A 24,581-nucleotide genomic window follows, 5' to 3' on the forward strand; every position below is an offset into this window, starting at 1 on the left:
CATGAGACACGCCATCAAGCACATTCACTTCGTCGGCATCGGTGGTGCCGGCATGAGCGGCATCGCCGAGATCCTGCACAAGCTGGGCTACACCGTCTCGGGCTCCGACCAGGGCGAGAGCGCCACCACCCAGCGCCTGGCGCAGCTGGGCCTGCAGGTGCACATCGGCCACGCGGCCGGGCACATCGCGGGCGCTCAGGTCCTCGTCACCTCCACCGCCGTGAAGGCCGACAACCCCGAGGTGCTGGCCGCTCGCGCCGCCCGCATCCCCGTGGTGCAGCGCGCGGTGATGCTGGCAGAGCTGATGCGCCTGAAGCAGGGCATCGCCATCGCCGGCACGCACGGCAAGACCACCACCACCTCGCTGGTGACCACGGTGCTGACCGAGGCCGGCCTGGATCCGACCTTCGTGATCGGCGGCAAGCTCAATTCGGCCGGCGCCAATTCGGCGCTGGGGCAGGGCGACTACATCGTGGTCGAGGCCGACGAGTCCGATGCCTCCTTCCTGAACCTGCTGCCCGTGATGGCCGTCGTCACCAACATCGACGCCGATCACATGGACACCTACGGCCACGACTTCGCGCGGCTGAAGCAGGCCTTCGTGGATTTCCTGCACCGCATGCCCTTCTACGGTGCAGCCGTCCTGTGCGGCGACGACGAGGGCGTGCGTTCCATCGTGCCCCTGCTGTCCCGCCCCATCGTCAGCTACGGCCTGGGCGAGCACAACGCCGTGCGCGCCGTCGATGTGCAGGCCCTGGCCGGCGGCCAGATGCGCTTCACAGTGCAGCGCCGATTTGATGGCGTGCAGCTGGCCGATCTCGACATCACCTTGAACCTCGCCGGCCAGCACAATGTGCTCAACGCGCTGGCTGCCATCGCTGTGGCCACGGAGCTGGAGCTGCCGGACGCCCCTATCGTTGCGGCACTTGCCAAGTTCGGCGGCGTGGGCCGGCGCTTCCAGCGCTACGGCGAGCTCGAGGCCGGTGACGGCGGCCGCTTCACGCTGATCGACGACTACGGCCATCACCCCGTGGAGATGGCCGCCGTGCTGTCCGCCGCGCGTGGCGCATTCCCCGGCCGCCGCCTGGTACTCGCCTTCCAGCCGCATCGCTACACCCGCACCCGCGACTGCTTCGCCGACTTCGTCCGCGTCATCGGGCAGGCCGACGCGGTGCTGCTCACCGAGGTCTATGCCGCTGGTGAAGCCCCCATCGCTGATGCTGACGGCCAGGCCCTGGTGGCCGCCATCGAGAAAGCGGGCGGCACGCCTGTCTTCGTACCGGACGTGGACCTGCTGCCGGCCACCATCGCCAGCGAGAGCTGCGATGGTGATGTCGTCATCGTGATGGGCGCCGGCTCCATCGGCGCCGTGCCGGCCCGCACCGTTGAACTGCTGAAGGAGTCGGCCGCATGAGCCTGGACCTGAACATCGATCCCAAGGCCCTGGGCAAGGTCGCCGTGCTCTTCGGCGGGCACAGCGCCGAGCGGCCCGTCTCGCTGATGAGCGGCCAGGGCGTGCTGGCGGCGCTGCAGTCGGTGGGCGTGGACGCTCATCCCTTCGACCCGGCCGAGCGCCCGCTGCAGGCACTCAAGGAGGAGGGCTTCGATCGCGTTTTCGTGGCCATGCATGGCCGCGGCGGCGAGGATGGCTCGTTGCAGGGCGCCCTCGAATGGCTGGGCATTCCCTACACCGGCTCTGGCGTGACGGCCTCCGGCGTGGCCATGGACAAGACCATGACCAAGCGCGTGTGGGCCGCCGAAGGCCTGCCGACGCCCAGGTACATCGCGCTGACCCGCGAGGAGCTGACGCGCGAGCGCATACGCACCATCCCCGACGAGCTGGGCCTGCCCGTGGTCGTCAAGCCGCCGCACGAGGGCAGCAGCATCGGCATCAGCAAGGCCATGGGCTACTCGGTGATGCAGGAGGCTGTCGAGCTGGCCCTGGGCTTCGACGACGAGCTGCTGTTCGAGGAATGCATCGAAGGCCCTGAGCTGACCTGCGCCGTGCTGGGGCAGGGGGCGGAGGCGGTGGTGCTGCCCGTGGTCGAGATCCGTGCCGAGCGCGGCGACTACAACTTCGAGAACAAGTACATCACCAACACCACGCAGTACTGCTTTGGCACTCTGCCGCCGGCACTGGAGGCCGAGATCCAGCTGCTGGTGCTCAAGGCCTACCGCCTGCTGGGCTGCCGTGGCTGGGGCCGCGCCGACCTGATGCTGCGCAAGTCCGACATGAAGCCCTTCCTGCTGGAGATGAACACCAGCCCCGGCATGACCTCGCACTCCCTCGTGCCCAAGGCCGCGCAGGCCGTGGGCATTGCCTACCCGCAGCTGTGCCTGTGGCTGTTGGCACAGGCACAGACCGAGCGCCAGCCGTCCGGGCTCAAGGCCTGAGCCAGGCGCCATCCCAAAGCCGACGCCATGCGCTCCCCCAGCCTCCACACCCCGCTGCCGCCGGACATCCGCCTGATGAACGGCGTGTCGGCGCTGCTGGTGCTGGGTGTGCTGTTGGTGACCCTGGGCCTGGGCCTGCAATGGCTGGTGCGACAGCCGGTCTTCGCCATCCGCTCCATCACGGTGGAAGGTGACGTCAACCGCAACAGCGCCGCCTCGCTGCGGGCGAACGCCCTGCCGCGCATGAGTGGCAGCTTCCTCAGCATGAATCTGCAGCAGACACGCGCTGCCTTTGAGGCCGTGCCCTGGGTGCGCCATGCCACCGTGCAGCGCCTGTGGCCGGCTCGCCTGCTGGTGACGCTGGAGGAGCACCAGCCCGCCGCCTACTGGGAAACCAAGCCAGAAGGGGCTGATGCCGACAGCGATGCCAGCGTCGAGCGGCTGCTGGTGAACGACCACGGCGAGGTCTTCCAGGCCAATCTGGGGGACGTGGAGGACGAGGAACTGCCGGTGCTTTCGGGGCCCGAGAAGAGTTCGGCCCACATGCTGCAGCTGTGGCGCCAGCTGCAGGCCCAGACCGCGCGCCTGGAGGACAGCATCAGCCGCCTGGATCTCTCCGGCCGCGGCTCCTGGCGCGCGACCCTCGAAAAAGGCACGGTCATCGAACTGGGCCGCGGCACGGATGCCGAGGTGCTCGCCCGCTACACGCAGTACGTGACCAGCATCACGCAGGTCACGGCCCGCTTCCATACCGCCGTGCTCAGCGCGGACCTGCGCCATGTCGATGGCTATGCGGTCCGCCTGCGCGGCATCTCGACATCAGCAGCGACGCCGGGCAAGCCCGGCGCCAAGAAGAATTGACGAAGGACTGACATGGCCAAGGAATACAAGGATCTGGTCGTCGGCTTGGACATCGGCACCGCCAAGATCATGGCCGTGGTGGCCGAGGTCATGGGCAACGGCGAGCTGCGCATCGCGGGCCTGGGTGTGGCGCCCTCGCATGGGCTCAAGCGTGGGGTGGTCGTCAACATTGATGCCACCGTGCAGTCCATCCAGCAGGCCCTGAAAGAGGCCGAGATGATGGCGGACTGCAAGATCAGCCGCGTCTTCACCGGCATCACCGGCAGCCACATCCGCGGTCAGAACTCCACCGGCATGGTCATCGTGCGGGACAAGGAGGTGACGCCGGTGGACGTGGCCCGGGTGGTCGAGACGGCCAAAGCCATCAACATCCCCAACGACCAGCGCCTGCTGCTGGTGGAGCCGCAGGAGTTCGTGATCGACGGGCACGAGGTCAAGGAGCCCATCGGCATGAGTGGCGGCCGCCTGGAAGTCAAGGTCCACATCGTGACCGGTGCCCAGAGCGCGGCCGAGAACATCGTCAAGTGCGTGCGCCGTTGCGGCCTGGAGGTGGACCAGCTGGTACTCAACCCCAGCGCCTCCAGCCTGGCCGGTCTCACTGCGGACGAGCGCGACCTGGGCGTGGCCCTGGTGGATATTGGCGCAGGGACGACGGATGTCGCCATCTTCACCGGCGGCTCCATCCGCCATACCGCCGTGATTCCCATCGCAGGGGATTTGATCACCAGCGATATTGCGATGGCCCTGCGCACGCCCACCAAGGATGCCGAGGAAATCAAGGTCGAGCATGGCGTGGCCAAGCAATTGCTGGCCGACCCCTCGGATCAGGTTGAGGTGCCGGGTTTGGGGGATCGGGCCCCGCGGATGCTTTCAAAACAAGCACTTGCAGGCGTTATTGAACCCCGAGTCGAGGAAATCTTCTCCCTGGTCCAGCAGGTCATCCGGGAATCCGGGTATGAGGAGCTGCTGTCCTCGGGGATTGTGCTGACCGGTGGCTCTGCCGTCATGCCGGGTATGGTCGAACTGGCCGAGGACATTTTCCTGAAACCCGTGCGCCGGGGGAATCCGACCTATAGCGGCGCCCTGTTCGACATGGTGGCCAACCCGCGCTCCGCCACGGTGATGGGGCTGCTGGAAGAGGCGAGGTTGTCGCGCACCCGCGGTTTGAAGGCCGCGCAGCAGGCGGGCTCGGTGAAAACCCTGTTTGGCCGTGCCAAGGACTGGTTTCTGGGGAATTTCTGAGGCCACCCGGCCAAAGGGTATGGGCCGGGTTTGAGGCATTCGAAGAGGACGCGTTGGTGAATATGGGACCGGGATGAGCCCGCAAGGGCCCGGGAATGTGGTGTAAAGGGATACAAACCCCCAAAAAACAAGGGGGGTACCCAAGAAAAAGGGTTGATCCCTCTCGTTTTTTTCTGCTGGCAACTGCACAATTGCTGAAGGAGGTATGTTATGGCGATCGAGATGATCGAAGAGTTTGATCAGGGCACCCAAATCAAGGTGATTGGTGTCGGTGGCGGCGGCGGCAACGCGGTCGATCACATGATTGATCAGGGCGTGCAAGGCGTGGAATTCATTTGCGCCAATACCGATGCACAGGCACTGAACCGCTCCAAGGCCGACCAGCTGTTGCAGCTGGGCACCACGGGTCTGGGCGCAGGCGCCAAGCCCGAGGCCGGCAAGGCTGCCGCGGAGGAGGCCGAGGCCCGCATCCGCGAGGCCATCTCAGGTGCCAACATGCTTTTCATCACCGCCGGCATGGGCGGTGGTACCGGCACCGGCGCGGCCCCCGTGATCGCCCGTGTGGCCAAGGAGATGGGCATCCTGACGGTGGGTGTGGTGACCAAACCCTTCGAGTTCGAAGGCTCGCGCCGCATCAAGGCGGCCGACAGCGGCCTGGCCGAACTGGAAGCCAATGTCGACTCCCTGATCGTCGTGCTGAACGAGAAGCTGCTGGACGTGCTGGGCGAGGACGTCACCCAGGACCAGGCCTTCGCGCACGCCAATGACGTGCTGAAGAACGCCGTGGGCGGCATCTCGGACATCATCCACATCCCCGGCCTGGTGAACGTCGACTTCGAAGACGTCAAGACCGTGATGAGCGAGCCCGGCAAGGCCATGATGGGCACGGCGCAAGCCACTGGCCCCGACCGCGCCGCCAAGGCCGCCGAGGCCGCCGTGGCCTGCCCGCTGCTGGAAGGCATTGACCTCTCCGGCGCACGTGGCGTGCTGGTGCTGATCGCCGCGGGCAAGAGCAACTTCAAGCTCAGCGAGTCCCGCAACGCGATGAACACCATCAAGCGCTACGCGGCCGAGGACGCCCACATCATCTACGGCACCGCCTATGACGAGAGCCTGGGCGACGCCATGCGCGTCACCGTGATCGCCACCGGCCTGTCGCGCCGTGCCGCCCAGCAGCAGCCGCTGCAGGTGGTGCAGCAGCAGACCCAGCTGCGCACCGGCACCGACAACATGCCAGTGCTGACCAACCCCGTGATGATGGGCAATCCTGCCATGGGCGCTCCTGTGCCCACCGCGCAGTCGGTGGCCCAGGACTTCGGCGGCATGAGCGTGCCCAGCGTCTGGCGTCATGGCCGCACGGCAGCCGCCAAGGTCGAGGCTCTGTCCTCCAATGGCATGGACGAGATCGAGATCCCGGCCTTTCTGCGCAAGCAGGCAGACTGAGTCTCCCTCGGGCTGAACAAGCCCGCCGCCCCCGGCGACTTGTGCCCGCCGGTGGGCCTTGCTGACTTCACCCGTCGCGCCTTACCTCCTTCAGGCGCGGACGGGTGTTTTTGTTTGTAAACGCACCGGGGCCTGCTTCGTATTTACGCGACGTTCCCCTTGCTTGTGCGGGACTCCCGTCTTGGCAGTCTCTGCTGCTCGGCGCAGACTGCAGCCGCTTCGCGGCATGCATGCCGCCATCATTTCAATAACTCATGGCTGTTGTTGGGCGGCGTCGTTGGCCGAACAGGTTCTTGCATTTCTCCTGGGTGGTCCTGGGCTTTGTGGCGGTGCTGCTGTGCCCCGTCCTGCTCCAGGCCCAGGTGCCGCCGCGCCTGCATCCTGAGCTGCCCGCCATGCGGGCGGGGGAGCAGGCCCGCACGGCCGAGCTGGCATTGACGGCGCTCAGCCGTGAAGACCTCAAGGCCTGGTGGGCCGCGCTGCGCCGTATCGACGGCAGCAATGCCGCACTGCCGGCAGCCCTGCTACCGCCAGAGAGCGCGTCTGCCTGGCGGCAGGTCAGCCTGCCTGACATCCGCCAGCGTGCCTTGAGCACCGACTTCTCCGGCCCGGCCGAGTACCAGATGCGCTGGTACCGCTTCCGCTACCGTGCGCCGGACGATCGCTGGCCCACGAGCGTGGCCTTGTACAGCCCGAAGATCGTGGGCCTGGCCACCGCGGTGCTGGTACGCACCGAGGACGGCTGGCGCCCCATCTACGACAACCAGGCGGGGGCCCGCGAGCAGTGGGTGCGGCCGCTGTGGGCCCTGATTCCCGGCGCCCTGACAGCCCTGCACGAGGGGCAGGACATGGAGATCATCCTGGCCGTGCCCGTGCACAGCAAGGGCTTCTACACCGTCACCACCGCTTGGCTGGGCGCCCGCGAGGACCTGGAGCCCATGGTCGAACGGCGCTGGGCCCTGCAGATCGGCGTGCCGCAGGCCACGGGTCTCACGCTGGTCGTGCTGGCTGTGTTCTCGATGACGCTCTGGTGGCGCCGCCGCCAGGAGCCGGCCTACCTGCTCTTCACCCTGGCCAGCCTGGCCTGGCTGCTGCGCAACCTGCACTACCACCTGGACATGCCGCGCAGCCTCAACGCCCTGGACTGGTTCTGGTGGCTGACGCACGCCTCCATGTCCTGGGTGATGCTGCTGACCTTCATGTTCGCGCTTCGTTTCGTGCCCACCCGCTACCGCCACTTCGAGCGCTTCGGTCTGGGCTTCATCGTGGTGACCGGTCTGCTGACCCTGCCGACCTGGAGCCGCTTCTACGACACCGTGGTGGCCCAGCACCTGGCCAACGGCGTCGTGGGCCTCCTCGGAACGGGCTTCATGCTGCGGGTGGCCTGGCAGGCACGCAGCCGCGAGCTGTGGGCCATCGTCATCGCACTGGTCATCGGCCTGGTGCTGGGCGTGCATGACCTGGGCCTGCTGGCCGGCTGGGGCTGGCCTGAGCACATCTACCTGATGCCCTTCAGCACCCTGATCATCGTAGCCAGCTTCCTCTACGCCGTGCGTAGCCGCTACCTGGGCGCGTTGAACCAGGTCGAGCAGGCCAACGAGCACCTCGCACTGCGCCTGTCCGAGCAGAGCCGCCAGCTCTCGGCCCAGCATGAGCAACTGCGCGAGGCCGAACGTCAGCAGGCCCTGCTGCTGGAACGCCAGCGCCTGATGCAGGACATGCACGACGGCCTGGGCTCCTCCCTGCTCTCGGCCATGGTGGCGGTGGAGCAGGGCAGCATGGAGCAGACGACGGTGGTGGAGGTGCTGCGCGAATGCGTGGACGACCTGCGCCTGGTGATCGATTCGCTGGAACCCGTGGGCCATGACCTGGTCTCCCTCCTGGCCACCATGCGCTATCGCCTGGCCAAGCGCCTGCAGGGCTCCGGCCTGGTGATGGAGTGGGACGTGCAAGACCTGCCCCCGCTGGCATGGCTGGAGCCGCCAGATGCGCTGCACGTGCTGCGCCTGCTGCAGGAGGCGCTCAACAATGTACTCAAGCATGCCCGCGCCCAGCGCGTGCGCATTGCCACGCGGGACCTGGGTGATCGCATCGAGATCCGCGTCGAGGACGACGGCCAGGGCTTCGACATGGCCAGGGCACGCAAGGGCCGGGGACTGCGCAACCAGGTCAAGCGGGTGCAGCGCTTGGGCGGCACCCTGCACGTGGAGAGCGCGCCGGGCCTGGGCACGCGCCTGAGCCTGCGCTTGCCGGTGAGCAAGGGGGCGGATGGCGCTGCCCCGGCCGATGCGGCGCAGCCTTCCATGGCCCCGGGCGGGCAGGGCGGAGCCTGATCGCCGACAATAGGCGGATGCTCAAGCAAAGAACCCTCAAGTCGCTGACCCGCGCCGTCGGCGTAGGCATCCACAGCGGCCAGAAGGTCGAGATGACCCTGCGGCCCGCAGCACCGGACACCGGCATCGTGTTCCGCCGCATCGATCTCAATACGCCGGTGGACATTCCCGTGCGCGCCAGCACCGTCTGCGACACCCGCATGGCCACCACAGTGAGTCCCGGCGGCGACCCTGGGGCGCCGCGAGTGCAGACCATCGAGCACCTGCTGTCCGCCTGTGCCGGCCTGGGCCTGGACAACCTCTACGTGGACATCAACGCCGACGAGGTGCCCATCCTCGACGGCTCGGCCGCCAGCTACGTCTTTCTGCTGCAGAGCGCCGGCATCCAGCTGCAGGACGCGCCCAAGCGTTTCCTGCGGGTGAAGAAGACCGTCGAGGTGCGCCAGGGCGAGGGCAAGCGCCTGATGTGGGCGCGGCTGGAGCCATTCCATGGCTACACCCTGTCCTTCCAGATTGAATTCGACAACCCCGCCGTTGCCGCTACGGGCCAGCAGTTCACCTTCGACATGGGCTCGGGCCAGTACAAGAAGCAGATTGCCCGAGCCCGCACCTTTGGCATGACCAAGGACATCGAGCTGATGCGCTCCCGCGGCCTGACCCTGGGCGGCGCCATGGACAACGCCATCGTCGTGGACGACTACCGCGTGCTCAATGCCGATGGCCTCCGCTACGACGACGAGTTCGTCAAGCACAAGATCCTCGATGCCATCGGCGACATGCACGTCGCCGGCCATCCCATGCTGGGTGCCTACACCTCCTTCAAGGGCGGCCACGCCCTGAACAACCAGCTGCTGCGCGCCTTGCTGGCAGACGAGGCCAACTACGAGATCGTCAGCTTCGAAGACGAGCGCGAGGCGCCGCAGGGCTTTGCGGCGCTGGCGCCGGCGTGGTGATGGCCTTGGCAAGACCTGGCCCCATGCGATGAGCATCAGCGGCTCGCAACTGACCCGACTGGGGGAGCGGCTGCGCGCCGGCCCCCTGATCGAGGCGGACTTGCGGATGCTGGACGAGTACCGTCGGTCCTTCGGGCCGGCCAGCGAGCGGGTGCTGGCGACCTTGCGCGAGACGATGGATGTGCCGGTGACGGTGCGCGGCGCGAAGTCGACGCAGGCGATCGTGGAGAAGCTGCGCCGGCAGTCGTGTCGACTGGGGCAGATTCAGGATATTGCGGGGTGCCGGCTGGTGGTCGGAGACCTGCAAGCGCAGGAATCCGCGGTTTCGAGGATTTCCGCAGCATTCCTCCATGTGCAGTTGCATGATCGAAGGAGAGTGCCTAGCCATAGCTATCGAGCCGTGCACCTGGTTGTCAAGGTGCTGGAGCGTTGGGTCGAGATCCAGGTTCGTACAGAATTGCAGCACCTGTGGGCAAGCCTCTCCGAGATGCTGGCGGACATCTTTGGCAATGAAGTGAAGTACGGAGGAGGCCCCACCCCTGTGCAGAAAGTCTTGCACAACACCGCCGAGGGCATCGCCGCAATGGAGGACAGGGATTTGCGTCTGTTCAAACTGGCCAGCGCGGAGCCGCCGTTGCCCGATTTGACTGACTTTCTTTGTCGGCCAAGTGACACTCTGACAACGCAAGAGCAGGAGTTCCTGGAGCGCTACCGAATGCTGGAAAATAGGCGGGCCGCTTGGAAGGCGCAGCTTGACCAACGCTTCATCGAGGCCCAGCTGAAGCGCCAAGAGCTGAAACTGCTGCTCGAAGGTCTTGCTGCCGAGCTGAAACAATTCCGCCCCCGATGATCTTCCTTGTCCGCTACGACCGCCGGAAAGCGACCCTCGTCGACTTCCTCACCTATGCCGACGAGCAGCGGCAGGAGGCCGAGCGCGCGCGGCTGGACTGTGAGCTGGCGCAGCTGCGCGAGCCCGGTGGCGAGTTCGAGATCATCCTGCTGGAGGCCGACAGCGAGCAGGACGTCCGTCATACCCATCGGCGCTACTTCGAGACTCTGGAAGAGCTGCTGCGCCCCGTGCCTGAAAGGGCGGAGGCATCGCACCCATGATGCTCTTCCGCCTCGTCTTCGGTCTGCTCCTGCTGGGCGCGCTGCTGTGCTTCGCGCTGTACATCGGTACGCGCCAGCCCCTGTGGCGGCGGCGCGGGCAGCTGCTGGTCAAGTGGACGATCCTCGCGGCCTTCGGCTTCTTCGGCGTGCTGCTGCTGGAACGCCTGGCCGTGATGCTCTGAGTGCAGGCGGTGGGGCAGGCCGCCTCGCTCAGTCCTCCAGGGCCTGCAACTGCACGAGCCGCTGATAGATCCCGCCCTCGACGTTCATCAGCGCCTCGTGCCTGCCGCGCTCGGCCAGGCGGCCGTGGTTGAGCACCAGGATCTGGTCCGCCTCGCGGATGGTCGAGAGCCGGTGCGCGATGGCGATCACGCTCACCTCGCCGTGCAGTTCGCGCAGGGCCTCGGAGATCAAGGCCTCTGTGGCGCTGTCGATGCTGGCGGTGGCCTCGTCCAGGAAGAGCAGGCGCGGCGCACCGGCCAGGGCGCGGGCCATGGCGATCAACTGCTTCTGTCCCGTGGAGACGCGCGCGCCGCCTTCGCCCAGCAGGGTGTCATAGCCCTGGGGCAGGCTGGCGATGTAGTCGTGGATGCGGGCCTGGCGGGCTGCGCGGATCATGGCGTCCTCGGAGATGTCGCGCCCCATGGTGATGTTCTCGCGCGCCGAGGCGGCCATCAGGTAGGGCTCCTGCGGCACCAGGCCCACGGCGTCGCGGAAGGCAGCGTCCGGGATGTGGGCCAGGGGCTGCCCGTCAATCAGGATGCCGCCCTGCTGTGCCTGGTAGAAGCGCAGCAGCAAGGCCAGCAGGGTGCTCTTGCCCGAGCCTGTGTGACCGACGATGCCGGTGAAGCTTCCGGCGGGGAAGTGCAGGTCCAGGTCCTTGAGCACCCACAGGGGCTGGCCCGCGGGGCTGTCCTTGTAGGCGAAGCGCAGGCGCTCCACACGCAGTTCGCCCCGCTCGATGCGAGCTTCGGACTGCTGCTGGTTGAGCTCGGCGGGCTCCTGCAGCAGCGTCCGCACCCGTGAGGCCGCGATCATGGCCTGCTGCAGCTGGCCGAACTGCATGGTGATCTGGATCAGCGGCTCCACCACGCGCGAGATGTAGCTCAGGAAGGCATAGAGCAGGCCGACCTCCATGGCCTCGCCCAGGCCTGCCACATGCAGGGCCTCGCGCTGGCCGAAGCCGAAGATGAGGGTGATGATCAGCAGCACATTCAGCAGGTCCAGCGCCGGCCGCAGCAGCCAGGCATTGGCCCGCAGCTCGGCGATGCGGGACTCCCAGTGCCTGCCGTTGGTCTGCTCGAAACGCTGGGCGAAGCGCCCGGCCGCGCCGGTGGCCTGCAGCACGGCCATGCCGGCCAGGCTCTCGGCCATCTGGGCGTTGATGTCGGAGCGCAGCTCTCGTGCCCGCTGCACCGCCGGGGCGCTCCAGCGCTGGTAGAGCCAGATGATCAGCACACTGGCCGGCACCAGCGCCAGCACGATGAGCATCAGCCGCCAGTCCAGCCAGGCCATGGCAGCCAGGGCGCCCAGCACGACGAGCCCGGAATCCAGCATCACGTAGAGCACCTGGCGGTAAAGCTGGTTCACCGCCTCGGTGTCGTTGGTGACGCGGCTCAGCAGCTGGCCCGAGATGGAGCGGTCGAAGAAGGCCATGGGCAGGCCCATGACGTGGGCAAAGACGCGGTCGCGCAGGCGCAGCACTGAGCGCCGGGCCACGCCGGCCATGCGTGTCAGCTGGGCATAGCGCACCCAGGAGGCGATCCAGCCGCAGGCCAGCAGGCCGCACAGCAATGCCGCCATGGCCGGCAGCTCGAACTGCCGCGGCAGCAGGTGCTCGTCGATGAAGCGCTTGCCCAGGGCCGGGCCCATGGCCTCCAGGCCGGCGGCCATCAGCAACCACAGCGCACCCCAGCGCAGGCTGCGCTTCTCGGGCCGCGCAGCCTCCAGCAGCAGTCCCACGGCCTGCCAGCGGCTGGCCGTGGTGTTCTTTTCCTCAGGCTGCATCGAGCGAGGCCTCCAGTTGTTGATAGCGCCATTGCGCGGCATACCAGCCGCCCAGGGCCAGCAAGGCCTCGTGCGTGCCGCGCTCGACGACGCGGCCGGCCTTGAGCACCACGATCTCGTCTGCCTCCATGACCGCACTGAGGCGGTGGCTCACCACCACCAGGCCGCGCTCCGGATGCTGCTGGCGCAGCTCGCGCAGATGGGCCAGGATCTGGGTCTCGGTGCCGGTGTCCACGGCAGAGAGTGCATCGTCCAACATCAGCAGCGGCGCCTCGCTGAGCAGGGCCCGGGCAATCGCCACGCGCTGTCGTTGGCCACCCGAGAGTGTCACGCCGCGCTCACCCACCAGCGTCTCGTAGCCTTGGGGCAGGGCGACGATGTCCTCGTGCACTGCGGCCAGGCGGGCCACCTGCTCGATGGCCTCTCGACCGGCCTCGGGGCGGGCCAGGGCGATGTTCTCGGCAATGGACGCCGAGAACAGGAAGGGCTCCTGCGGCACCCAGGCCAGCCCGCGGCGCAGCGCCTCCAGGCGCACGTCCACCAGGGGCAGCTGGCCCAGCAAGACCTGACCCTCATCGGGCTCGAACTGGCGCAGCAGCAGCTTCAGCAGCGTGGATTTGCCCGCGCCAGTGGGGCCCACGATGCCCAGGGTGTGGCCCGGCGTCAGACTCAGGCTGATGTCATGCAGGGCCGAGCGGTCACTGCCGGGGTAGCTGAAGCCCAGGCCTTGCAGGTGCACCGGAACCTCGGTGGGCATGGCCAGCCTGCCGCCATCCTGCAGGCTCAGCGGCTCGTCCAGCACAGGCCGCAGGCGGTTCCAGGCGGCACGCCCACGCTCCAGCAGGGACAGCACCCAGCCCGCGGCGAACATGGGCCAGATCAGTTGGCCCAGGTACATGGTGAAGCTGGTGAGCTGGCCGATGCTGAGTTCCTCCCGGGCCACCAGCCAGCCGCCCAGGCCCAGCGCGATGGCGCTGGCGCTGGTCAGGGCCACGCCGACCGCCGGCTCGTAGGCCGCCTCCCAGCGCTGGGCGCGAAAAGCGGCCTCGCCGGCATGGTCGGCCAGCTCGTGGAACTGGCGTCCGGCCCGCGGGACCAGGCCCAGGGCGCGCAGCGTGCGCACGCCGGCCAGGCTTTCCTGCGCATGCTGGTTGAGGCTGGAGAACCGGGCCAGCGAATCCTTCCAGGCGCTGTGCACATGGTTGGAGATGAACCAGAAGGCCAGGGCCATCAGCGGGAAGGGGAGCAGGGCTGCAAGACCCAGGCGCCAGTCCACGCCCAAGGTCATCATGCTCAGCACGAGGATCAGGGTCAGGCTGCCGTCAAAGGCGGCCAGCAGAGCCTCGCCGGCGGCCATCTCGACGGCGTCGATGTCGTTGGTGGCCAGGGCCATGAGGTCGCCGCTGCGCTGGGCCTGGAAGAAGGCGGGGCCCTGCAGGGTCATGCGTTCATAGAGGCGGGTGCGCAGCTCGCGGCCCAGGCGATAGGCCGCAGCGAAGAGCTGCAGCCGCCAGCCCACCCGCAGCAGGTAGATGACCAGGCCCGCCAGCAGCAGCAGGCCCAGCTGCATCAAGAGCGCCGACCCCTGCAGCCGGCCCTGGGCCAGACCATCGACCAGATGGCCCACCTGGCGAGGGATCCAGACGGTCAGCAGGGCGATGATGGCCAGCATCACGGCGGACGAGGCGTAGGCACGCCAGTGCCGGGCCACGAAGGCCGAAAGAAGGCGGGTGAGTGTCATGGGGGGCGGAGCTTAAGCGCATCCGGCGGTAGCCAGCGCCATTCATTGTGCCAAGGCCGCTCAGACGCATCCAAAGGTGACGCCGCGTGCCGCGCGATCCTGGCATCTACCGCCCTCCCATGGCCTGCTGCGGGCCGTCGTGCTGCAGCAGCAGGGCCAGGCTGTTGCCTGCCTTCCACATGGTTTGCCCCAGGGCGACAAGGGGCTGCCGCGCCTGTGGCCTGGGCGCTGCCGGCACCGGGCATGCGAGGTCGCCCCGTGGACAAGGGCGCCAGGCGGCCAGCGTCGGTGCGTCAAGTTGATGCATGGGGCGTGCCCGGAGCCTTTGGCAAGAACCGACCCCCCTTGTTCCGGCGCGTGAATTTGTCACATGCGCTCGCTAGCATGCGCGTGCGCCGTGGCAGAGGTCGTGGGCCGGGGCGCAAACCGTGCAGCGGAGATGAGCACATTCGTCGCCGCCATGGGATCGCGCAGCGAGGGAACGCAGGAGCAGGGCGCCATCAGGCGTGGGCAGGACGACGCAAACCTTTGCGGCTTCCGGTGATGGCAAAGGCTTGCGCCTTTGCCGGGCTGCTGCCGTGCCGACCGCCGCTCCTGCGATCTCCTGGTTGCCACCGGGCGAGGGCCTGGTCCATCGGGCGCCATTCCCTGCACACGGAGTCCTACCCCTAGCAGCACTCGAGATGCAAACCATGAAGCTCAAACCCTTGGCATTCCTGCTGGCCGTGGCCTTCGCCGCGCCGACGGCCCTGGCCTCGCCCAGCGGCGTCGTGATCAGCCAGATCTACGGCGCAGGTGGCAACACTGGCGCCAGCTACAAGAACGACTACATCGAAATCTTCAATGCAGGCGCCACCGCGGTGAGCATCGGCGGCTGGTCGGTCCAGTACGCCTCCTCGGGCGGCAGCAGCTGGCAGGTGACCGGCATCCCCGCCGGCACCCAGCTTCAGGCCGGCCAGTACCTGCTGATCAAGCAGCAGGCGGGTGCGGGTGGCACCGTGGACGTCCCCGGTGACGTCACGGGCAACATCCCGATGTCTGCCAGTGCGGGCAAGGTCGCTCTGGTGCGCAGCACGGCGGCGCTGAGCGGCACCAACCCGGCCGGTGTCGAGGACATCGTCAGCTTCGGCACTGCTGCCACGCCCACCGAGGGCTCGCCCACGCCCACCCTGAGCGTCAGCAACGCCGCCTTCCGCGCGGCCGACGGCTGCACCGACAGCAACAACAACAGCGCCGACTTCAGCCTGGCCGCGCCCCTGCCGCGCAACAGAGCCAGCGCCTTCAAGGCCTGCGGCGGCGTGCCGGTGGTCCAGCCTATCGTGCCCAGCTGCCCGGATGGCAACGCCACCTCGGGCGCCACCAGCACCGTGACCGTGACGGCAGCGGACGCCGACAGCATCGTCAACGCCGCCAGCATCGTGGGCACCTGGCCCGCGGGCATCACCCTGAACGGCTTCAGCACTGCCGGCAGCGTCGGCGGCACGGCCAGCCAGGCGGTGCGCGTGGACAGCAGCGTGCTGCCTGGTCTCTACAGCCTCAGCCTGGACTGGAGCAACGACGGCGGCCAGCACGCCAGCTGCAGCTTCAAGATCAATGTCAGCGGCCCCGTGCCCATCTACAAGATCCAGGGCAATGGCGCCAAGAGCCCCTACGAGGGCCAGACGCTGACCACCCGCGGCGTGGTCACCAAGCTCAACAGCAACGGCTTCTTCCTGCAGGACCCGGTGGGCGACGGCGACCCGACGACCTCGGACGGCATCTTCGTCTTCACCAGCACTGCGCCTACCGTGAGCGTGGGCCAGCTCATCCAGCTCAATGCCAAGGTGGCCGAGTTCAACGTCGGCTCTGCGGGCAATGCCGGCACCCTGGCTCGCCCCCTGACCCAGCTGACCTCGCCCACGGCCATCGTGGTGCAGGGCAGCGGCTATGCCGTCACGCCCGTGGAGGTGGACCTGGCCACGCTGCCGGCCGATGGCCTGGAAGCCTATGAAGGCATGGTCGTGACCCTGCGCGGCCCGCTGACCGTGCAGCAGAACTACTTCCTGGGCCGCTTCGGTCAACTGACCCTGGCCGCTGGTGGCCGCCTGCTGACGCCGACGAACGTGCTGCCCGCGGGCCCCGATGCCCGTGCGCTGAAGGCCGACAACCTGCGCCGCGCCATCATCCTGGACGACAGCACCTCGTTGCAGAACCCCAATCCCACGCCTTTCATGGCCGCGGACGGCACGGTGCGTGCGGGTGACACCCTGCCCGCGCTCACCGGCGTGGTGGACTACGGCCTGGCCACCAGCAGCAGCGGTGGCGCCGGCTCCTACAAGGTCCACCCGCTGACGGCTCCGGACTTCGCGCGCACCAACCCGCGCACGGCCACGCCGCAGGTGACGGGCGGCAATGTGCGCATCGCCAGCGCCAATGTGCTGAACTTCTTCACCACCTTCACCAACGGCCAGACCTTCGACGGCAAGACCGGCCAGGGCTGCGCCATGGGCGGCTCGGTCTCGGCCAGCAACTGCCGCGGTGCGGACAGCCTGGCGGAGTTCCAGCGCCAGCGCGCCAAGATCGTCGCCAACCTGGCTGGCCTGAATGCCGACGTGGTGGGCCTGATGGAGATCCAGAACAACGGCAATACGGCGCTGCAGCACCTGGTGGACTCGCTCAATGCGCAAGTCGGCGCGGGCACCTACGCCCCCGTTCCCATCCCCGCCCAGGGCACGGGCGACGATGCCATCCGCGTGGCCATGATCTACAAGCCGGGCAAGCTGACGCTCAACGGCGTGCCAATCTCGGATCCGGACAGCATCAACAACCGCCCACCGCTGGCCCAAGGCTTCCTGCTGCCCAATGGCGAGAAGTTCTCGGTGATCGTCAACCACCTGAAGTCCAAGGGCGGCTGCCCCTCTTCGGGCCCGGACGTGGACGACGGCCTGCAGGGCTGCTGGACGGCCACGCGCGTCAGCCAGGCGCTGCGCCTGAAGACCTTCGTGGGCACGGTGAAGAGCAGCTTCGGCACGCCGCAAGTGGTGATGCTGGGTGACTTCAATGCCTACGCCAAGGAAGACCCCATCCTCGCGCTGACCAGCGACGGCAGCATCGTCGACCAGGTCGGCCGCTTCGACCCGGCGGACTACTCCTACGTCTTCGACGCCATGGCCGGCCGCCTGGATCATGGCTTCAGCACCGCGGAGCTCAGCCCCAAGGTCGTGTACGCCACGTCCTGGCACATCAACGCCGATGAGCCGACCTTCATCGACTACAACCTGGAGTTCAAGCAACCTGCCTGCGCCAGCTGCGGCCCGGACTACTACACGGCCACGGCCTACAAGAGTTCGGACCACGACCCCATGGTGATGGGCCTGGACCTGACCAAGAGCATCGTCGGCACCGCTGGCAATGACACCCTGGTGGGCACGGCCGGTGACGACGTCCTCGAAGGCGGCCTGGGCCGCGACACCCTGACCGGCGGCAAGGGCCGTGACCAGTTCGTCTACCGCAGCGGCGCGGACGGCATCGATACCATCAACGACTTCACGCCCGGCGAGGACCTGCTGGTCTTTGCCGAGTTGCTGAAGAACGTGGGCATCAGCAGCGCCGATCCGCTGGGGCAGGGCTTCGTCACCTGCACGCCGTCCACCGGCGGCGCCCTGGTCGGCTACGACCCCGACGGCGCTCTGGGCACGGCCAAGTCGCGCCCCGTGGTCCTGCTCAAGGGCCTGGGCTGCAGCGCCGTGGTGCCTGCCATCTTCAAGTTTTGAACCCTGAGGGATCCATCATGAAAACAATCGCATCACTGGTTGCCGGCGCCGCGCTGATGGCTGGCCTGAGCCTGGGCGCGCAGGCCGCGCCTGTCAGCAAGACCTTCGAGGGCCTGATCGATGCCGGCCCGCTGCTGAACGAAACCTTCACCGGCTTCTTCAGCTACGACGATGCTGCCCTGAGCTTCAGCGGCTTCGAGTCCGTGGCGCTGAGCAGCTTCGGCCTGGACTTCCTCGGCGCCAGCCACGGCCTCAACGCCACGGCCATGGCCGATTTCCAGGACGGCATCTTCCTGGGCCTGAGCTACCTGGACGGCACGCCGGACTGGACCCTCAGCTTCACCTCCGGGTCGTTTGACAGCAGCGACGCCTACCTTCACTACAGCCTCACCGGCGGTGTGGAGAGCAGCGGCGCCTACACGGTGAAGGGCGCGGCCTCGGCTGTGCCTGAGCCGGCCAGCCTGGCGCTGAGCCTGCTGGCGCTGGGAGGCGTGGCGCTGGTGAGGCGGCGCAAGGGCTGATCCGGTCAGCTGACTGCGAGGATTGCCTGGAGGGCGCCGCTTGCGGCGCCCTTTTTCTTTGCGACTGCGGGGGGCGGCTTTGCAGCGCTTGCAGTCAGTCGTCGTCGAAGCGCGAGCTTCCGGTAAGCGCCTTCAAGCTGACGCTCGCCTTCGTAGCGGGATCTTGGCACTACAGGCGGGAAGTCCAGCGACGCAGCTCTCGCTCCATCGCCGAGTACGAGATCTCGTGGCCTTCATTGTCGAGGACGGTCACGCTGTCTGGCGTACCGCCGAGAGCACCCGCCAGTGTGACGTTGAAGGGCTGCGTTGAGATTGGATCTTTTGTGCCGACGAGCAACTTGACGCTGGCGCCATCGAGCCGCCCATTTAGGCCGTTGTAACCAAAGCTCGGGAGATCGGCAATCTGGGTCCGACTCAACGTGAACGGCTCGTCGAGCGTCGGACTCTTGATTTCGACAGGATAGCCTTCGTCGAATCGCCGTCGCGCGTCTTGGTCGAGTTGCTGGTAGATGAAGGCCGCCAATGCTGCCGCAGGCACGGCGGACACCCCGAATGCTCCGACCACATTCATGCCGAGCCCGGCCGCTCGAACCGCCAGGAAGGGCATCAACCCTGCCCCGATCGACGAACCCACGAATGCCACCGTCGTGGGAGCAAAGTAGCCGAGCACATCGAGCGCCGAGTTCAGCATCGACGTCAGGCTAATGTCCGAAAGAGACCCTCCAGATCTGGTCGCGTGCGTCTTGCCGTGGCCAGGATAGTTGAAGCGAATAGTTGACCAACCGTTAGATCGTCCAACCTGCGCCACGACGTCGGCCCGGCTGGGTGCGTCGGCCAATTGGTCCGCCAGCAACCCCCCCAGCACCAGCAGTGTTCCCTTTGCGTGAGGCACGAGATCAATCGAACTGCGCAGCTCGACAGGGGTGGCGGCAGCTCTACCGGCTGGGGAATTGATGACTTGCGTGGAGGCCATGATCCTAGTTTCCACGACGAGGGACAGTGAGGTTCGCTGCTTTGCTTGCGGCCGGCAGGCTGTTGACGAACTCCGACGCGCGGAAGGTCCAGTTCAACGGCTGGAGAACTTCTCGCAACTGGCGGACGTTCTCGACGCAAGCGGGATAGTTCAGGATCAGCGGTCGCAGTTTGGCAGCCAACGCATCGGCCCAACCCGCAAGGAGATCCTCCTCGTCGGCGCCCTTCATTTTCTTTGGGGCTGCAAACACGCAGCTCTGGGCCACTTGGCGGAGGTGGGGAGCCCGCTCTTCGATCTCCCGCACCAGCCATTCCGCGAAGCCGCTGCGCTCCGTCGCAACCACAGGCCGGTTGGCTTCCAGCGTTTCAAGCGCCACCAAGCCAAAGCCCTCCTCGCGCGAGGGCAGCAAGGCGAAATGACTCGACCTGAATTGCTCACCAATCAGCTCAGGGTCGGAGCTGTACCCAAGGACGTCGCCGGTCGATCCGAAGTCTTCGTCGTTATAGAGGCGAGAGATCTGATCGATTGGGGCGCCGAACACTGTCCCCGTGGTGGGCAAATTCTCGTCCTTGAGCTTCTCCACGGCCGCTTGGAAGATGTCGAGCCCCTTGAGGTAGGCATCCTCGGCGCGACCAATCAAGAGCGCCTTGTGCGTGACCTTTCTTCCGTCTTGTAACTCAGGGCAGGGTTCTTCTTCCCGGGCAACGAATCCGGGAATAAATTCAATCAGCACCCACTGATTCGGGCTGAGGAAGCCCCTAACGATTTCTGCGCAGTGCGTGTGGAGGCGCGGCCCCACGGCAGCAACCACATCGGCGTTCTTTATCAGCGCGCGCTGAATACCCTCGCGTTCATGCTTTTTCCTGCTCTGCTCTATCGGGTCGTCGCCCTTGAACATCTCGATCGCCGGATCGGTGTGGATGAAGAGAACGTTGCGCGCGTTCGGGAAGTAGTCGTTCTGCAGCCGCTGCGCGTCGCCACCGCTATGACGGTCATGCCCGACGATGAATTCCGGCTTAAGGTTCTTGATTGCTGGAGGCACGACATCCCGCCACTTGCCCTGCGTTCGCACCAACTTGACGCCAAACTTGGCAGCCTCCGCGTCGTCCGCGATCTCGTCTGCGCGCGAGCTGCCAGGGGTCGAACTGAGATACAGAACGACCTCGTGTCCAAGTTCGGCCAGGGCGATGCACAGTTTCCGGTTGAAGGTGCTGAGCCCCCCATTGCCGGAGGCCCATTCGGTGCCGAGGATCAGAAAGCGAAACAGCTTCACGGTCTCCAGCGCCTCTCGCAGGGTCTTACCTTGTGCGAGTCCTTCCGACAACCGGTCCAAGCACTTGTAGCGATCGAGCATGGCGAACAGTTCTCCTAGGAAAGCGGGTTGAGCCGGATGTGCTGCAACGGCGCCATACGACGCCAGTTCTGTTGCACGAACGGATACTTCGTCGACAGGTCCGCAAGTTCGTGTGCAGCGGCCAGCGCCACGGACGGATTCGGTCGGGTCCAGGTGCCGTCAGAAAACCGATGTGCCGAGGCGTAAAAGCGCAGCAGGTCTCCCTGACAATCGGCCGCGAAGAGGAATGCCTTAGACAGCTTGTAGACCTTGATCTGGTGTCTCAGTTCCTTGATCGCAACATCGATTTGCTTCTGGATGATCCTCGAGCGCAGACTGGTGCGGACGAAGACTGATCGCATGTCGTAGGGAATCGCCCAACGATTCTTGCGATCCTCGTCCTTGAGCTTCCAGATGAGCCGCTCCGACTCCACCATCCAGGTTTGTGCATCGGTGTGCCGGCCTTGCTCCACCGCAGCGAGGGCTCGTTCCTGTAGTAGCCACGCCTCCGGGATGACGAGCATCAGCAGCCACTGTTGGGTCTGGCCGGCAAGCGCAGGTGATCTGTCCATGAAGGCCAGGACCCCATGGACCTCACCGACCAGTTCCTGGGCCCGCTCAAACCGACCGGTCTCGATCAAGAACCACAAAAATAGAAATGCGTTCAGACCGATCAAGCAGGACGGTGTGTCAGGCCTGTCCTCATGAAGCTTCTTCTGTAAGGAGCAGGCGGTCTCGAAGACCTCCAGCGCCTCTTCATTCTTGTCGAGCCGGTGAAGGTATGCGCCCTTGTAGACGAGTGACCTGATCGTCGGAAAAGTGCCCAAGCTGGGCGCGGCGAGTCCAGCCAGGCGTTCCGCTTTCGCGGACCAGTAGGCCGCGCCGCTCGCGTCCTTCGCGGTGTTGTTGACCTCACCGCGGATCAGCTTGGTCAGGACCGTCTGCGCCGTCATCGCCCCTTCCAGTGGCGGTTGCGCTGTAGCCTCGTCGCCGGCCAGGCTCATACCCAGTACATCTGCCTTGTCGATGAGGCCGATGGAGCGTCGAACGTACAACTGCCGACGCTTCAGTCCATTGAGCGCCTCGCGGTACAAGATAGCCTCTTCCTCTCGCAAAGGCTTATGCAACTCTTTGACCAGCGCATCCTCCAGTGTGTCCAGCGCACGGTCTTCAAGCGTGTAGGCGAGATCCTTCCTGACCGACCGCCACTCGGGGGGCTCCTTGGGGCGGGCAGGATTCGGTTCGCCCGAGAAGAAGTCCAAGTAGTTGTTAACGAGCGCGTGTTGCAGGTCCCCAATGCGAAGACGGTACACGATCGCCTTCAGCATGTCTTCGAGGGCCCGCTTGCGATCATTAGGGCCGCACGCTCGTGCGCGGGCTTCCCACACTTCCGCAAGCGACCTGCCGATGGCATTGAAGTCGGCTTCGTTCAGTTGCTTGGCGAGTGACGACAGGCTGTCCCGCACGCGCGGGTGCATGTCCAGTCCTGTCAGATCAGGCCCGGTGTACCTGGCGATGACTAGGCGCATTTTGGAGAGGCGGTCGTATTCCGCTTGGGACCAGCGACGTCCGAGCTTGGCCGCGATTTCGCTCCCTAGGCCAACCCCAACCTCCGCGTCCGAGAGCGCCACCAGCCGCAGGATGAACTGGCCATCCTCTGGTTGCTTTTCGTAGGACCGCGCCACCAATTGTGGAACGATCGTCGGAACACCATCGGCGTTGCGCAACTCAACATCGCGCGGCGATGGTATGACTTCATGCAGCGCGTCCGCTGATCCGGTCTCTGACAGCGCGTTCAGCGCAAGAACAGCCACCAGCGCCGGGGTTCTCTCAGGGAAGCACGCAGAAATTTTTCCGTGTATTGCACCGGGGTCTGCGCCCGGAAAGGCCTGCTCAAAAAGGCCGCACAAGTCCGGCCTTTCGAGGCCGGGTAGCTCGACGAGAGAAGGCGAGTAGGTAGTCGGGATGCCGCTCTCGACGATCCTGCGCCTGCTCGTCACGAGGATCTTGCATGTCGTGATCTCTTCGAGCCGAAGGAAGAGTTCCGCCAGCAGCAGGTACTCGGCCTCGATCAGTCCGTCGCGGTTCTGCTGGGTTTCAAAGCCATCCAGCACGAGCAAGGTCGGCCCGGATGCGCAGGCGTCAGCGATGCTTGCAACCAGTTGATCGCTAGATCTTGGTGATGCCTGACCCTTGCCGCAGACTCCTATGAACAGGTTCTCGAGACACTCTTCAACCGAAGTTCTTCCGGATTTGGCCTGCAGATAGAACGAGTGCACCGCGATGGTCGGCGGCCGTTGGGCGCCGGAAATCTGGAAGCAACGGCCGTGGCTGAGCCAGTGATGCACCAACGCGGTCTTGCCGGTGCCGCCATCCGCAGTCACCTGCATGAACCGGTTGTGGTGGTCTTCGAACCAGCGGTCGAGATCGTTCAGAAGAGCCTCACGCCCCACGAAGGTGGCATTGCCGGAAGGCAAACCGGCGATCTGGTAAGCCCGCTCATCGGGTGACTGTATGTACATGCCCATTCTCCCTTTGGGCTGCTTATACCGTAACAAGAAGTCGGTTGACTAGGCAGCGCTTTGGCGTCCCAGGAAGTCCGCTCTCGTCGTTCGTGTGGGCCTGCCGCTGACGACTGCATCCTGGGATGCGCGAACCGGGCCAGGCTCCGGGCAGCAAGAAAATGACGAAACGGGCATTGAGGTTCCCGCGATTGATCTCACGCGGCCCGTCATTAACGCTACTGACGAGGAGCGGGTTCCAGAGCGAATCCGCCAGTAGAGCTGCCCAGAGGCGAAAGTCAGCTTGCCGTCGGCGCAGACATTCACGAGCCGAATCCAAAGATCTGCATCCAGCCTGCAACAGCCACCCCCCGCAGTCCAACTCTCCGCAAACCCCTCACCCCCGCAACTCCCGATACACCCGCTGGCTCAGCCGATCCAGCTGCCCCGCCTCCAGCGAGCCGCTGAGCGCATAGGCCAGCGGCCCGTCCATCCAGTAGATGCTACGCGTCAGCTGCTCGCCCTGGCCCTGCTCGCTGCGGCGGAAGGCGGTGCCGCCCTGGCGGCCGGCCGGGCTGCCGTCGACGGCGATATAGAGGGTCAGGCGTTGCCCCTGGGCGTTCTCGTACATCAGTTGGGCGCGCGCCAGCGTGTGGCCGGCGACGGCCTCGCCGGCCGGCAGCAGGCGGCCGCCCATCAGGCGGTAGCCCTCGGGCTGCAGGTCCGGTGCGCGCAGGGGTTGGCCCAGACGGCGGGAGAGCCACTGCAGCAGGTGGTCCTGCTCCGTGGCGGCCACCTCGACGGGATGGCGGCGCTCGACCTGGTAGACGGCGTGGGCGATGGCGGCGTCGCGCACGAAAGGCGGGGGCGCGGCCTGGCGCAGCGAGGCCTGCGACGCATGGGGGGAGCCCGCCGTGCCAGCCTCCCGCTGGCCCCAGTACCAGCCCAGGCCCGTGCCGGCGGCGCCGGAGACCGCCACGCTACCCATCAGCAGCCACATGGCGACCTGGCGATGGGCCCACCATGGCATCGAGGCGGCGGTCGCGCTGGAAACGCCCGTGTGGCCTGGCGCTTCGCCGTCGGCGGGGGGCGCGGCGGCGCCGGCCGGGCTGCCCGGCGCTGCCCGGTGCCAGGCGTCGAGCAGCCGTGCGGGCACCGGCTGCTGGAGCTCGTCGGCGTGCAGGGCCTGCAGAGCCTCGCGCTGGGCCTGCCAGTCCTGCACCTTGGCCGCTAGTTCGGGCCAGTCCTGCAGCTGGCGGCGCAGGGCCTGGGCCTCGTCGGACGTCAGCTCACCATCCACGAGCGCATGCAGGCTGGCTTCGTCAGGCGGCGGCGTGGGGGTCAGGTCTTGCCCGGCATTGCCGGGGCCGTGGGGGTCGTGGGGGGCACTCATGCGGATTCCTGGGGCAGCGGGGCC

General features: G+C 66.5%; 18 protein-coding genes. 12 read left to right on the plus strand and 6 right to left on the minus strand.

Annotated features, from left to right (window positions below):
* Nucleotide 1: 1 nt before the first annotated feature.
* The 10 genes from murC to ACS5PK_RS10160 all read left to right on the plus strand — a co-directional run bounded on the left by murC (nt 2) and on the right by ACS5PK_RS10160 (nt 10,518).
* Nucleotides 2–1,414, plus strand: a complete 1,413-nt coding sequence (gene murC, locus ACS5PK_RS10115) for a UDP-N-acetylmuramate--L-alanine ligase (protein WP_439440107.1) — start codon at nt 2–4, stop codon at nt 1,412–1,414.
* Nucleotides 1,411–2,394, plus strand: coding sequence for a D-alanine--D-alanine ligase (locus tag ACS5PK_RS10120; protein ID WP_439440108.1), 984 nt, complete (start codon nt 1,411–1,413; stop codon nt 2,392–2,394). Before murC ends, ACS5PK_RS10120 begins: the two co-directional genes overlap by 4 nt.
* Nucleotides 2,395–2,421: 27 nt before the next feature.
* Nucleotides 2,422–3,255, plus strand: a complete 834-nt coding sequence (locus ACS5PK_RS10125; RefSeq protein WP_439440109.1) for a cell division protein FtsQ/DivIB — start codon at nt 2,422–2,424, stop codon at nt 3,253–3,255.
* 12 nt (nt 3,256–3,267) lie between these two features.
* On the plus strand, nt 3,268–4,497 hold the full coding sequence (ftsA, locus tag ACS5PK_RS10130) for a cell division protein FtsA (protein ID WP_439440110.1): 1,230 nt from the start codon (nt 3,268–3,270) through the stop codon (nt 4,495–4,497).
* A gap of 210 nt (nt 4,498–4,707) precedes the next feature.
* Entirely contained in the window at nt 4,708–5,940 is a 1,233-nt protein-coding gene (ftsZ, locus tag ACS5PK_RS10135) for a cell division protein FtsZ (RefSeq protein WP_439440111.1), read from the plus strand.
* Between the two features lie 293 nt (nt 5,941–6,233).
* Complete coding sequence (locus ACS5PK_RS10140) at nt 6,234–8,273, plus strand: ATP-binding protein (protein ID WP_439440112.1); 2,040 nt, start codon at nt 6,234–6,236, stop codon at nt 8,271–8,273.
* Nucleotides 8,274–8,290: 17 nt separating this feature from the next.
* The gene (gene lpxC, locus ACS5PK_RS10145; protein ID WP_439440113.1) at nt 8,291–9,226 is read left to right on the plus strand and encodes a UDP-3-O-acyl-N-acetylglucosamine deacetylase; all 936 of its coding nucleotides are present in this window, start codon (nt 8,291–8,293) and stop codon (nt 9,224–9,226) included.
* Between the two features lie 28 nt (nt 9,227–9,254).
* The gene (locus tag ACS5PK_RS10150; RefSeq protein WP_439440114.1) at nt 9,255–10,076 is read left to right on the plus strand and encodes a hypothetical protein; all 822 of its coding nucleotides are present in this window, start codon (nt 9,255–9,257) and stop codon (nt 10,074–10,076) included.
* Nucleotides 10,073–10,336, plus strand: a complete 264-nt coding sequence (locus tag ACS5PK_RS10155) for a hypothetical protein (protein ID WP_439440115.1) — start codon at nt 10,073–10,075, stop codon at nt 10,334–10,336. The genes ACS5PK_RS10150 and ACS5PK_RS10155 overlap by 4 nt, the downstream gene beginning before the upstream one ends.
* The gene (locus ACS5PK_RS10160) at nt 10,333–10,518 is read left to right on the plus strand and encodes a hypothetical protein (RefSeq protein ID WP_439440116.1); all 186 of its coding nucleotides are present in this window, start codon (nt 10,333–10,335) and stop codon (nt 10,516–10,518) included. Before ACS5PK_RS10155 ends, ACS5PK_RS10160 begins: the two co-directional genes overlap by 4 nt.
* A gap of 28 nt (nt 10,519–10,546) precedes the next feature.
* On the opposite strand, the gene ACS5PK_RS10165 is transcribed toward ACS5PK_RS10160, so the two are convergent.
* Together ACS5PK_RS10165 and ACS5PK_RS10170 are read right to left on the minus strand one after the other, a co-directional pair.
* The gene (locus ACS5PK_RS10165; RefSeq protein WP_439440117.1) at nt 10,547–12,343 is read right to left on the minus strand and encodes an ABC transporter ATP-binding protein; all 1,797 of its coding nucleotides are present in this window, start codon (nt 12,341–12,343) and stop codon (nt 10,547–10,549) included.
* Nucleotides 12,333–14,084, minus strand: a complete 1,752-nt coding sequence (locus tag ACS5PK_RS10170; RefSeq protein WP_439440118.1) for an ABC transporter transmembrane domain-containing protein — start codon at nt 14,082–14,084, stop codon at nt 12,333–12,335. Before ACS5PK_RS10170 ends, ACS5PK_RS10165 begins: the two co-directional genes overlap by 11 nt.
* Nucleotides 14,085–14,776: 692 nt before the next feature.
* Between ACS5PK_RS10170 and ACS5PK_RS10175 the strand changes: the two genes are divergently transcribed.
* Together ACS5PK_RS10175 and ACS5PK_RS10180 are read left to right on the plus strand one after the other, a co-directional pair.
* Nucleotides 14,777–17,836 (plus strand): ExeM/NucH family extracellular endonuclease, encoded by a 3,060-nt coding sequence (locus ACS5PK_RS10175; protein WP_439440119.1) that lies wholly within the window; start codon nt 14,777–14,779, stop codon nt 17,834–17,836.
* 17 nt (nt 17,837–17,853) lie between these two features.
* Nucleotides 17,854–18,357, plus strand: a complete 504-nt coding sequence (locus tag ACS5PK_RS10180) for a PEP-CTERM sorting domain-containing protein (RefSeq protein WP_439440120.1) — start codon at nt 17,854–17,856, stop codon at nt 18,355–18,357.
* 169 nt (nt 18,358–18,526) lie between these two features.
* On the opposite strand, the gene ACS5PK_RS10185 is transcribed toward ACS5PK_RS10180, so the two are convergent.
* The 4 genes from ACS5PK_RS10185 to ACS5PK_RS10200 all read right to left on the minus strand — a co-directional run bounded on the left by ACS5PK_RS10185 (nt 18,527) and on the right by ACS5PK_RS10200 (nt 24,557).
* A complete protein-coding gene (locus ACS5PK_RS10185; protein WP_439440121.1) occupies nt 18,527–19,330 on the minus strand; it encodes an alpha/beta fold hydrolase in 804 nt (267 codons plus the stop codon).
* 4 nt (nt 19,331–19,334) lie between these two features.
* Complete coding sequence (locus tag ACS5PK_RS10190; RefSeq protein ID WP_439440122.1) at nt 19,335–20,684, minus strand: glycosyltransferase; 1,350 nt, start codon at nt 20,682–20,684, stop codon at nt 19,335–19,337.
* A gap of 14 nt (nt 20,685–20,698) precedes the next feature.
* Entirely contained in the window at nt 20,699–23,185 is a 2,487-nt protein-coding gene (locus ACS5PK_RS10195) for a hypothetical protein (protein ID WP_439440123.1), read from the minus strand.
* Nucleotides 23,186–23,561: 376 nt separating this feature from the next.
* On the minus strand, nt 23,562–24,557 hold the full coding sequence (locus ACS5PK_RS10200) for an anti-sigma factor family protein (RefSeq protein ID WP_439440124.1): 996 nt from the start codon (nt 24,555–24,557) through the stop codon (nt 23,562–23,564).
* Nucleotides 24,558–24,581 lie beyond the last annotated feature (24 nt).

It is taken from the genome of Roseateles sp. DB2, from assembly GCF_051857535.1.
Classification (GTDB): domain Bacteria; phylum Pseudomonadota; class Gammaproteobacteria; order Burkholderiales; family Burkholderiaceae_C; genus Roseateles_B.

Excerpts from the sequence above, each read along its gene's own strand:
- murC (WP_439440107.1), top strand. The coding sequence starts at position 2 with ATGAGACACGCCATCAAGCACATTCACTTCGTCGGCATCGGTGGTGCC.
- ACS5PK_RS10120 (WP_439440108.1), top strand. The coding sequence starts at position 1,411 with ATGAGCCTGGACCTGAACATCGATCCCAAGGCCCTGGGCAAGGTCGCC.
- ACS5PK_RS10125 (WP_439440109.1), top strand. The coding sequence starts at position 2,422 with ATGCGCTCCCCCAGCCTCCACACCCCGCTGCCGCCGGACATCCGCCTG.
- ftsA (WP_439440110.1), top strand. The coding sequence starts at position 3,268 with ATGGCCAAGGAATACAAGGATCTGGTCGTCGGCTTGGACATCGGCACC.
- ftsZ (WP_439440111.1), top strand. The coding sequence starts at position 4,708 with ATGGCGATCGAGATGATCGAAGAGTTTGATCAGGGCACCCAAATCAAG.
- lpxC (WP_439440113.1), top strand. The coding sequence starts at position 8,291 with ATGCTCAAGCAAAGAACCCTCAAGTCGCTGACCCGCGCCGTCGGCGTA.
- ACS5PK_RS10150 (WP_439440114.1), top strand. The coding sequence starts at position 9,255 with ATGAGCATCAGCGGCTCGCAACTGACCCGACTGGGGGAGCGGCTGCGC.
- ACS5PK_RS10155 (WP_439440115.1), top strand. The coding sequence starts at position 10,073 with ATGATCTTCCTTGTCCGCTACGACCGCCGGAAAGCGACCCTCGTCGAC.
- ACS5PK_RS10160 (WP_439440116.1), top strand. The coding sequence starts at position 10,333 with ATGATGCTCTTCCGCCTCGTCTTCGGTCTGCTCCTGCTGGGCGCGCTG.
- ACS5PK_RS10165 (WP_439440117.1), bottom strand. The coding sequence starts at position 12,343 with ATGCAGCCTGAGGAAAAGAACACCACGGCCAGCCGCTGGCAGGCCGTG.
- ACS5PK_RS10170 (WP_439440118.1), bottom strand. The coding sequence starts at position 14,084 with ATGACACTCACCCGCCTTCTTTCGGCCTTCGTGGCCCGGCACTGGCGT.
- ACS5PK_RS10175 (WP_439440119.1), top strand. The coding sequence starts at position 14,777 with ATGAAGCTCAAACCCTTGGCATTCCTGCTGGCCGTGGCCTTCGCCGCG.
- ACS5PK_RS10180 (WP_439440120.1), top strand. The coding sequence starts at position 17,854 with ATGAAAACAATCGCATCACTGGTTGCCGGCGCCGCGCTGATGGCTGGC.
- ACS5PK_RS10185 (WP_439440121.1), bottom strand. The coding sequence starts at position 19,330 with ATGGCCTCCACGCAAGTCATCAATTCCCCAGCCGGTAGAGCTGCCGCC.
- ACS5PK_RS10190 (WP_439440122.1), bottom strand. The coding sequence starts at position 20,684 with ATGCTCGATCGCTACAAGTGCTTGGACCGGTTGTCGGAAGGACTCGCA.
- ACS5PK_RS10195 (WP_439440123.1), bottom strand. The coding sequence starts at position 23,185 with ATGTACATACAGTCACCCGATGAGCGGGCTTACCAGATCGCCGGTTTG.
- ACS5PK_RS10200 (WP_439440124.1), bottom strand. The coding sequence starts at position 24,557 with ATGAGTGCCCCCCACGACCCCCACGGCCCCGGCAATGCCGGGCAAGAC.